Genomic DNA, 8,776 nt, shown 5'->3' with positions numbered 1-8,776 from the left:
ATCGGGCTTAGCCAGAGCCGCAAGTGATTGCGCTGGTGAATCGTGTCGCGTGCTTTTTGCAGCGCAAGATCCTGCGCTCGGCCGAACAGGTACAGATCGCTGACAGGCGCATTGATGTAACGCTCTCCGGAAAGCGCGGACGTGACTGTCTTTGTGATCGCGCCCGACCATTTCTCTTCGGTCGGAGCCCAGCCGCGCCGCACCAATGCGGGAAACGCATCATCGAGGCCGCCCACTATGACGAGATTGAGCGGATCGCCATTCTTCGAACCGTCCTCGTTGGTGGCGCAACAGGGCAGCGCTTCGAGCGCCGAGCGGAAGGCGTCATCGTCCATGTAATCGACGATTCTAGCAGGCGGATAGATCTCGCGCCTGAAGACCGCGCTGACGTGGTAATCGGCATGGAAGCCGGGTATGACCATCAGGATCGAGAATGTCTCTGCGAGACCGCTCGCAACGAGATCGAGCTGAACGAGCTTTGCACCTTCACGGAGGTTAGTGAGTACAAATCCGGATACGGTTTGCCCAGGCAGGACCGGGTTGTGAAAGGCGAGACGCTGAAAGTGCCGGTCCAGCTCTTCCTCCGTAACGAGTGCGTTGCTGTCAGCAAATGCTTCGGCCGTTTCGGAGGCCGGGAAGAAGTTTGGATCGAGGCCAGGCGACATCAGGAAATAGCTGACCGGATCATTGTTCTGCACCTCGATCCAAACGGGCTGAATCCCTCTGCTCGATAATGGCACGCCGTAGACCGCAACGCTTTCTTCGGCCGAAAGCACCGAGGCGTAAACCCTAAGACCGCCTTCCGTGCGGGTCGCGGCGCGGCTCTTGTAGGTGAGTGCGCCCCCGTTCTGCGATGTAGTGGCGCAACTGCACAGGAACAAGGCGATGACAACTGCACTCAGCAGTCGATTCACGATGCGGTTCATCGCGTCACCTCTTTTCCGCGAATCGGGGCGGTGATTCTCTCAGCGGGCTGGTGTGACTTGATACTCACTCTGCCAAGGTTCTTCGTGATGCGTATGGATTATAGTGTCCGGGCTGTGGCACGTCACTGTGAACGAGCGCCAGGAGCGGTGCATCGTATGAACAGACTCACTGACCTTCGGGTGGATGTGTCAAGGGCACAATTCGCTCGCCTTTGATGGAAAATCACACGCATACCGCCTATATTGCATGGGAGGGTCAGCGCCCTCACTGTAACCATAAGTCTTAGGAACTCACCGAAAAGCGATGAGGCCGGTGTAGCACGGCGCTGTCTGCCCTGATCGAACAGTTCGACCGTTCAAGGAAGTTGATGACAAGGGCCACGCTTTTCGGGTTGGCCGATACATCACGTGACTGCCAGTAAATTGGGAAAATAGCCGGCTCTGTCCGGGTGCGAACCGGCTTCTTCCGGCTTCGCTCGAACTCCGCGACTGCCTGCTCCGAAACGAAGAAAGCGAGTTCGGGCCAGGTGATTCAGATAACAGGCCTTACCGTGTAGTCGCCGGCGACGAACCGCTTTGCTTTCCGCTGTCGTTGTTGCTACAGCGAAATGAGCGACACGAACGCGTATTCAGAGTCGGGATTTCGTCACCAAGCCCCTTATGCTGCTGGTTCGTGAATTTGAATCGCCCCATTCATGCTAGTGGAGATTGCGAGGTAACGCGTGTCCTTTGCGCGAATTTGATGTTCACCTTGGCCGTCAAAGGGGCGAGCGTTTTTTTTTGATGCTGCGTGGCGCGTTAACCGAAAGAATTCAACCTGCCCACCGCCGAGGTAGCGGCTTCTTTACGATCGATCGCATTCGTGAAAATGAGCCCGCGTCAGGCGGTCACGCGGTCAATTGTCTAAAAGTGTGCGACAGCCGCCGTTCCGAATCGTGTGCATGTCAACCGGAGCCTGCAATAAGGCGACGGAATGGAAATGGAAATTCGAACATGAGGTGAGAAAGATGAAATCGCTACCAGTTCTCGTCATAACCATCGTCGTGTCATCCTGCGCAACGCAACCAATGCCCCCGAGCGCGCAATCAGTCGGGGAAAGCCAAAAGTCGCTACCGGCAGTCTCGCAATGCATTGCTCAGACATGGGCGAATCAGTCACAGCAGCAAGTCGTATCGCAAGTGATTTTGGCGAACAATCAGGCGATGGACGTCTATGTTCCGGGCCAACGGCCCCCGGATGGCGCAGCTGCGCTGGTGCGGCCGTCGTGGACGGGCAACAGCAAAACATGGGTGGGCTTCCGCCCGGGTACCGGAGGCGGCAGCAACGCCGGCGGCGCTGTTGGCGGCTGCCTCTAGGTAGGGCATCAGCCGACCCGGCTTCGTATGTCGCGGTGTAAGCAGCACTGCGCACGCCTCAAATCTCAATCTGGCAGAGTTCGATCGAGGAGAGTCTCATGAACCGTCGCACCTTCTTTTCGCTGACCGCCATTGCTCTCGCTAGTTCGCTGGCCGCTTGCGGCACAGCCAGCAATCCAACCGAAGCAGCCAGCAAGCGCAAGGAAATCGACGCCGGCGTCGACGGCGCCCTTAGCAAGCTGTACAGTTCGACACCGGGCGCGCAGGCGACGGCTGGCAAGGCCAAGGCTATTCTTGTCTTCCCGTCGGTGCTCGCCGCGGGCCTAGTGGTCGGCGGCGAATATGGCGAAGGCGCGCTCCGTCAAGGAGGCACCTCCGTCGGCTACTACAAGACCAGTACCGGCTCCTTCGGCCTGCAAATTGGCGCCCAGTCCAAGGCGGTGATCATGATGTTCATGACACAGGACGCGCTCGAAAAATTTCGGACGAGCGACAAGGGTTGGACAGCGGGCGTGGATGGCTCGGTAGCGGTGGCCAAGACCGGCGCCAACGGTACGCTCGACACCGCAACGACGAATGCGCCGATTGTCGGGTTCGTGCTGACGAACTCCGGTCTGATGGCCAATCTCAGCTTCGAAGGAACAAAGGTGAGCAAGCTGGATATCTGAAACGGAACGGTTATCGATTTCATCGTTGACGTATGCTTGCGCGATTGCATCGATCGTGGGCCGCCTCAACCGCCGTAGCGCCCCGGCTTGCTTCACATACAGAACAACTTTGGGCTCGCCGAATGACCCAGACTGATGGGCCGCCCGTCCCACAGCACGAGTCGCGCGGGCACAGGAATGTGCTCCGCGGCGCCTGACCGTTCAAGCCGGCGCTCCTCGTAACTTCGACCGCACGGCGAGTTTTCGTCGGAAGAGCACGCCACGGCAACGGTGTTTTTCACCGCATTTCCTCGATCTTCGAGTCGATGACGGTTGATTTACCAGTAGCGCCGCCTGACACGTCTTTGTGTCTAAAGCGTGGAGTCGTCAGGTACGTCCGTTGCGTCAACAGCGTGATAAATACGCTCGATCAGTATTATTCGAAAGAAAGAGAACAAGGGGAATCATAAAGAAGGAGTACCAACGGAATAAAAAAGGTCACTTGACGGCAGACGAGACTGCCGTATGATGGCGTTAATTGCTGCAACGCAGCAATAGTCCTTCTCTGCGACTCGCGTCTCGCGTAAACGGGCGCGGATAAAGATCTTCGCAAAGCCATCTTCGCCTACTCCGGGCGGGGTTTCTTCGCTTGGCTTAGGCGCGTCTTTCATCGCTATTTAGGCCGATGCGCGTCATCGACGACCAACCCTTCATTCAGCCGGATGAGGCCTTCACGCGCACTCGGTCAACCGCGTTTTGGCATGCACGGGCATGATTACTCGAGATCCTCGCCATGAAAGACAAGATCGTGACCGCTGACGAAGCGATCGGATTAATTCGCGATGGCGATGCCGTCTGCTGCTCGGGATTCGTAGGTATCGGTACACCGGACGAACTCATCATTGCGCTGGAACGACGTTTCCAGAGCACGGGTGCGCCGCGCGATCTGACCTTGGTGTTTGCCGCCGCGCCGGGTGATGGCAAGGATCAGGGAATCAACCGGATTGCGTTGCCGGGGTTGATTAAGCGGGCGATCGGCGGACATTGGTCGCTGGTCCCGAAGCTCGCCCGGATGGCGACCGACGATCTGATCGAGGCCTACAACTTGCCGCTTGGCGTCATGTCGCACCTCTACCGGGACATCGCGGCTCACCGGGCGGGGACGCTGACGCAGGTCGGCCTGGGCACGTTCGTCGATCCGCGCCACGGCGGCGGAAAGATCAACGCGTCCACGATCGAAGAGCTGGTCAGCACGATCGAGATCGACGACAAGACCTGGCTTCTGTATAAAGTCTTTCCGCTCAATGTTGCGCTGATTCGGGGGACTACGGCCGACCCCGAGGGCAACATCACGATGGAACGCGAAGCACTCGTGCTCGACGCGCAGGCGGCCGCGATGGCCGCGCACAATTCGAACGGTCTGGTGATTGCCCAGGTCGAAACGATCGTTGCAAGCGGGACGCTTGACCCGCGGGCGGTAGTGGTTCCGGGCATTCTCGTCGATCGTGTCGTGCTCGCGCGTTCCGGTGCGCAACCTCAGACTTACGGCACAGCATACAACCCCGCGTTCTCGGCTCAGACGAAGGTTGCGGTCGGCACGATGAGAAGTCCGGTCCTCGACGAGCGAAAAGTGATCGCACGCCGATGCGCGTTCGAGTTGCCAATGGGTGGCGTGATCAACCTGGGCATCGGCGTTCCGGAAGTCGTCGCCGCCGTTGCGGCGGAAGAGCGTCTGCTGAGCCACTTGACCTTGACCGCGGAGCCGGGCGTCATTGGCGGCGTGCCGCAGGGAGGACTGGATTTCGGCGCGGCGATCAATGTCGATGCACTCCTGCATCAGAACCAGCAGTTCGACTTCTACGATGGAGGCGGACTGGACCTCGCATGCCTCGGCATGGCTGAAGTCGATCGTCGCGGCAACGTCAATGTCAGCCGCTTCGGGCCGCGACTGGCGGGCGCCGGCGGGTTCATCAACATCAGTCAGAACGCGCGTTGCGTCATATTCGCGGGGACTTTCACAGCGGGTGGTCTTGAAGTACGTGTCGAGGGCGGGCGCCTTGCGATCATCACGGAAGGCACGAAGAAGAAATTCGTCGATTCCGTCGAGCAGATCACGTTCAACGGATCGCTTGCGGCCGAGCGCGGTCAACCCGTGCTCTATGTGACCGAGCGGTGTGTCTTTCGGCGCGTGCCTGAAGGGCTCGAGCTGACGGAGATTGCGCCGGGCATCGATCTCGAGCGGGACATATTGGCTCATATGGACTTCACGCCGATCATGCGCGACGTGCGGTTGATGGACCCGGGCATCTTTCTGCCGCAGTTGCTGGGGCTGTCGTCGATCCTGTTCGAACGTCAGGTGCGCAACCGGCTTAGCTACGACGCCGAACGAAACACGCTGTTTGCAAACTTCGAAGGTATTGGCATTCGCTCGACGGAAGACATCGAGAGCGTGCGCCGCGTGATGCAAGCGCTTTGCGAAGGCATCGGCCACAAGGTGTCGCTGATCGTCAATTACGACGGCTGTAGGCTCGACGAACCAATAGCGGAGGCATACTTCGCGATGGCGCGGCGACTGCAGTCCCGCTACTACTGCTCGGCCACGCGGTTCACGTCGAATGCGTTCATGCGCATGAAGCTGGGCGCCGCGTTCAATGCACGCGGCGACGCATCGCGGATTTTCGGGACCCGCACGGAAGCAAGCGCGTTTGTCGTCGGCCGCAGCGAGGATGTCACGCGCGAGCCGATCGCCAACGCCGCGCGATACATCCATGAATGAGCCCGCTGCCGCGCAGCCGCTCTCACCCCCAACACACTGCAGTTTGAAGTTGCGAGGATACTGCCGATGAAAGCTTCCGATCTTTTCGTCAAGGCGCTGGAAAACGAAGGCGTTACACGCATCTTCGCTGTGCCCGGTGAAGAAAACCTTGACGTCGTCGAATCGTTGCGAGGTTCGAGCATTCAGCTCGTCGTGACGCGGCATGAGCAGTCGGCGGCCTTCATGGCGGCGACGCATGGACGTCTGACCGGAACGCCCGGCGTATGCATGGCGACACTCGGCCCCGGCGCGCTGAATCTCGTCACGGGCGCGGCATATGCCAAGCTCGGCGCGATGCCGATGGTACTGATCACCGGCCAGAAAGCAATTATGACCTCGAGGCAGGCGCGCTTTCAGATCGTCGACATCGTCGCGACGATGAAGCCGCTTACCAAAGCCTCGCGGCAGATCGTGAGCGGGGCCAGCATTCCGACCGTCGTGCGAGATGCCTTCCGGCTGGCTGCGGAGGAGCGTCCCGGTCCCGTCCATCTGGAGTTGCCCGAGGACGTGGCCGCCGTCGATGTGAGCGACGATGTGACGATCGTTCCCTTGCATCCCGTCGAACTACCGATGGCGCACGATGCCGCCATCGAACGCGCGGCCGCATTGTTGATGCCATCGGAACGGCCGCTCGTGATGTTCGGCGCGGACAGTAACCGGCCGCGGCTCGCGGGGCAGTTGACCGACTTCATTCGGCGCACGGGCATCCCGTTCTTCAACACGCAGATGGGCAAGGGCACGGTGGCGGCCATCGGCAGCGACGAAGCCACCGAACTCTGGATGGGCACGGCAGCGCTCAGCGAACGCGACTACCTGCACGAGGCGATCGACCAAGCCGACCTAATTCTCGCGATCGGTCACGACACCATAGAAAAGCCGCCGTTCATCATGGGGCCGAGGGGGCCCAAGGTGATTCATATCGGCTACACGCCAGCCAGCGTCGAGCAGGTGTTCTTCCCGCATGCCGAAGTCGTGGGCGATCTGGGCCTGAGTCTGTCACGGCTCGCCAGTCTGGTGCAAGGCAGGCTGCCGAACGCCGCTGCCTTGGCGCCGTTGCGCGAAGGAATCCTGAGGCGCACGCTCGACCGCGCCGACGAATCGCGCTTTCCGCTGACGCCGCAACGGATCGTTCACGACGTGCGCGAGGTCATGCCCGCCGAGGGCATCGTGGCGCTGGACAACGGCATGTACAAGATCTGGTTCGCGCGCTGTTATCGAACGCGCAGTGCCAACACGTTGTTGCTGGATAACGCGCTAGCAACCATGGGCGCGGGGCTGCCGTCGGCCATGATGGCGGCGCTTCTCTATCCCGGTCGCCGCGTGATGGCGGTATGCGGCGACGGCGGCTTCATGATGAACTCGCAGGAACTCGAGACCGCCGTCCGGTTGAAGCTGAACCTCGTCGTATTGATCATCCAGGACGACGCCTACGGCATGATCCGCTGGAAGCAGGCGGTCGACAGCTTCACCGATTGGGGTCTCACATTCGGCAATCCCGACTTCGTCAAGTATGCCGAGGCCTATGGGGCGAAAGGACGACGCATCGAATCGGCCGATGGGCTGGCCCCGGCGCTGGAGGCGGCGTTCGAGGAGGGCGGGGTGCAGCTCGTCATCGTCCCGGTCGATTATTCGGAGAATAGTCGCGTGCTTGTAAAAGAACTCAGAAACCGCGTCACGGAGATAGCGAAATGAAAATCAAGGCAGCAGTGCTGCAGGAAATGGGGGCGGCCACACCCTATGGTCACACGCGTCCATTGCACATCGAAGAGATCGATCTGGCGCCGCCCGGCCGCGACGAAGTGCTGATCAAGATCGCGGCGGCCGGTCTGTGCCATTCCGACTTGTCCGTGATTAACGGCGACCGGCCGCGTCCCATGCCGATGGCCCTCGGGCATGAAGCCTCGGGCGTCGTCGAGGAACTGGGGGCGGGCGTCACCGATGTCCGGGTTGGGGATCACGTAGTCGTCGTGTTCGTGCCGAGTTGCGGCCATTGCGCGCCGTGCGCCGAAGGGAGGCCGGCCTTATGCGAACCGGGCGCGGCCGCGAACGGCGCAGGTACGCTGCTTTCCGGTGAGCGCCGTCTTATGCGCGGAGGAAAGGCACTGAACCATCACCTCGGATGCTCCGTATTTGCCGAACATGCAACGGTGTCGCGCCGCTCGGTCGTGAAAATCGATCACGGCGTTCCGCTCGATGAAGCCGCGCTCTTCGGATGCGCAGTGCTCACGGGCATGGGGGCGGTCGTCAACACGGCGCAGGTGCGCGCGGGCGCGTCGGTGGCGGTGATTGGGTTGGGCGGCGTCGGGCTGGCGGCGCTCCTTGGCGCGCATGCGGCGGGCGCGCGGCAGATCATTGCAGTCGATCTGTCGGATGCCAAGCTGGAGCAGGCACGCGCGCTAGGCGCGACGCACACGGTCAACGCGGGTCATGATAATGCGCTGGAGCAGATCCGCGAACTGAGCGCGGGCGGCGTTGAATTCGCTTTCGAGTTTGCCGGTTCGATTCGCGCGCTGGACCTGGCGTACCGTATCACGCGTCGCGGCGGAATGACCGTCACGGCGGGGCTCCCGCCCTCGACGGCGCTCTGGCCACTGCCCGCAGTCAGTCTCGTCGCGGAAGAGCGGACGTTGAAGGGTAGCTATATCGGTACGTGCGTACCGTCGCGCGACATTCCACGCTATGTCGATTTGTATGCACAGGGCCGGCTGCCGGTGAACAAGCTGTTGACGGGGCGTCTAAGGCTCGACGAGATCAATCGTGGCTTCGACCTGCTGCACGAGGGCAAGGCGATTCGGCAGGTAGTGGTGTTCGACTGAGCGTCGGGCTTCGAACGTTAATCTGCGCCGCGCGCCCTGACCGCACGCGCATTGCCTCTGGACACGAACGCCATGCAGCCGCGGCTGAAACGGCTCTCCGTGCTCTTCGTGCTCTCGGACGTGGCGGCTTTCACCAACTCGCCTATGCCGACTGGCGACCGGCGAGGGCGAAACAGGTTACCCGGTCTGCAAACCCCTTAGACACCCGTTCTTCATA

At 60.8% G+C, this 8,776-nt stretch carries 6 protein-coding genes; 5 read left to right on the top strand and 1 reads right to left on the bottom strand.

Annotated features, from left to right (window positions below; translation table 11 throughout):
- Nucleotides 1-926 (bottom strand): LssY C-terminal domain-containing protein (locus tag NCT32_RS23480; protein ID WP_250490582.1); only part of this gene is annotated, 926 nt, incomplete at its 3' end.
- A 1,007-nt stretch (nucleotides 927-1,933) separates the two neighbouring features.
- On the opposite strand from NCT32_RS23480, the gene NCT32_RS23475 reads away from it, so the two are divergent.
- The 5 genes from NCT32_RS23475 (at nucleotide 1,934) to NCT32_RS23455 (ending at nucleotide 8,559) form a co-directional block, all read left to right on the top strand.
- Nucleotides 1,934-2,281, top strand: a complete 348-nt coding sequence (locus NCT32_RS23475) for a hypothetical protein (protein WP_250490586.1) — start codon at nucleotides 1,934-1,936, stop codon at nucleotides 2,279-2,281.
- 98 nt (nucleotides 2,282-2,379) lie between these two features.
- On the top strand, nucleotides 2,380-2,949 hold the full coding sequence (locus NCT32_RS23470) for a YSC84-related protein (RefSeq protein ID WP_250490581.1): 570 nt from the start codon (nucleotides 2,380-2,382) through the stop codon (nucleotides 2,947-2,949).
- A gap of 772 nt (nucleotides 2,950-3,721) precedes the next feature.
- Nucleotides 3,722-5,704: an acyl CoA:acetate/3-ketoacid CoA transferase gene (locus NCT32_RS23465; protein ID WP_250490580.1), complete on the top strand. Its 1,983-nt coding sequence runs from the start codon at nucleotides 3,722-3,724 to the stop codon at nucleotides 5,702-5,704.
- A 66-nt stretch (nucleotides 5,705-5,770) separates the two neighbouring features.
- Entirely contained in the window at nucleotides 5,771-7,435 is a 1,665-nt protein-coding gene (locus NCT32_RS23460) for an acetolactate synthase large subunit (protein WP_250490579.1), read from the top strand.
- The gene (locus NCT32_RS23455; RefSeq protein WP_250490578.1) at nucleotides 7,432-8,559 is read left to right on the top strand and encodes a zinc-dependent alcohol dehydrogenase family protein; all 1,128 of its coding nucleotides are present in this window, start codon (nucleotides 7,432-7,434) and stop codon (nucleotides 8,557-8,559) included. The genes NCT32_RS23460 and NCT32_RS23455 overlap by 4 nt, the downstream gene beginning before the upstream one ends.
- Nucleotides 8,560-8,776 lie beyond the last annotated feature (217 nt).

Source organism: Caballeronia sp. INML2 (genome assembly GCF_023631365.1).
GTDB lineage: Bacteria > Pseudomonadota > Gammaproteobacteria > Burkholderiales > Burkholderiaceae > Caballeronia > Caballeronia turbans.
The sequence above is the reverse complement of the archived record's forward strand: the minus strand, read 5'-3'. Positions and strand labels throughout refer to the sequence as shown.

Bases quoted from the DNA above. Each gene is read 5' to 3' on its own strand.
- NCT32_RS23475 (WP_250490586.1), top strand. From the start codon at position 1,934: ATGAAATCGCTACCAGTTCTCGTCATAACCATCGTCGTGTCATCCTGC.
- NCT32_RS23470 (WP_250490581.1), top strand. From the start codon at position 2,380: ATGAACCGTCGCACCTTCTTTTCGCTGACCGCCATTGCTCTCGCTAGT.
- NCT32_RS23465 (WP_250490580.1), top strand. From the start codon at position 3,722: ATGAAAGACAAGATCGTGACCGCTGACGAAGCGATCGGATTAATTCGC.
- NCT32_RS23460 (WP_250490579.1), top strand. From the start codon at position 5,771: ATGAAAGCTTCCGATCTTTTCGTCAAGGCGCTGGAAAACGAAGGCGTT.
- NCT32_RS23455 (WP_250490578.1), top strand. From the start codon at position 7,432: ATGAAAATCAAGGCAGCAGTGCTGCAGGAAATGGGGGCGGCCACACCC.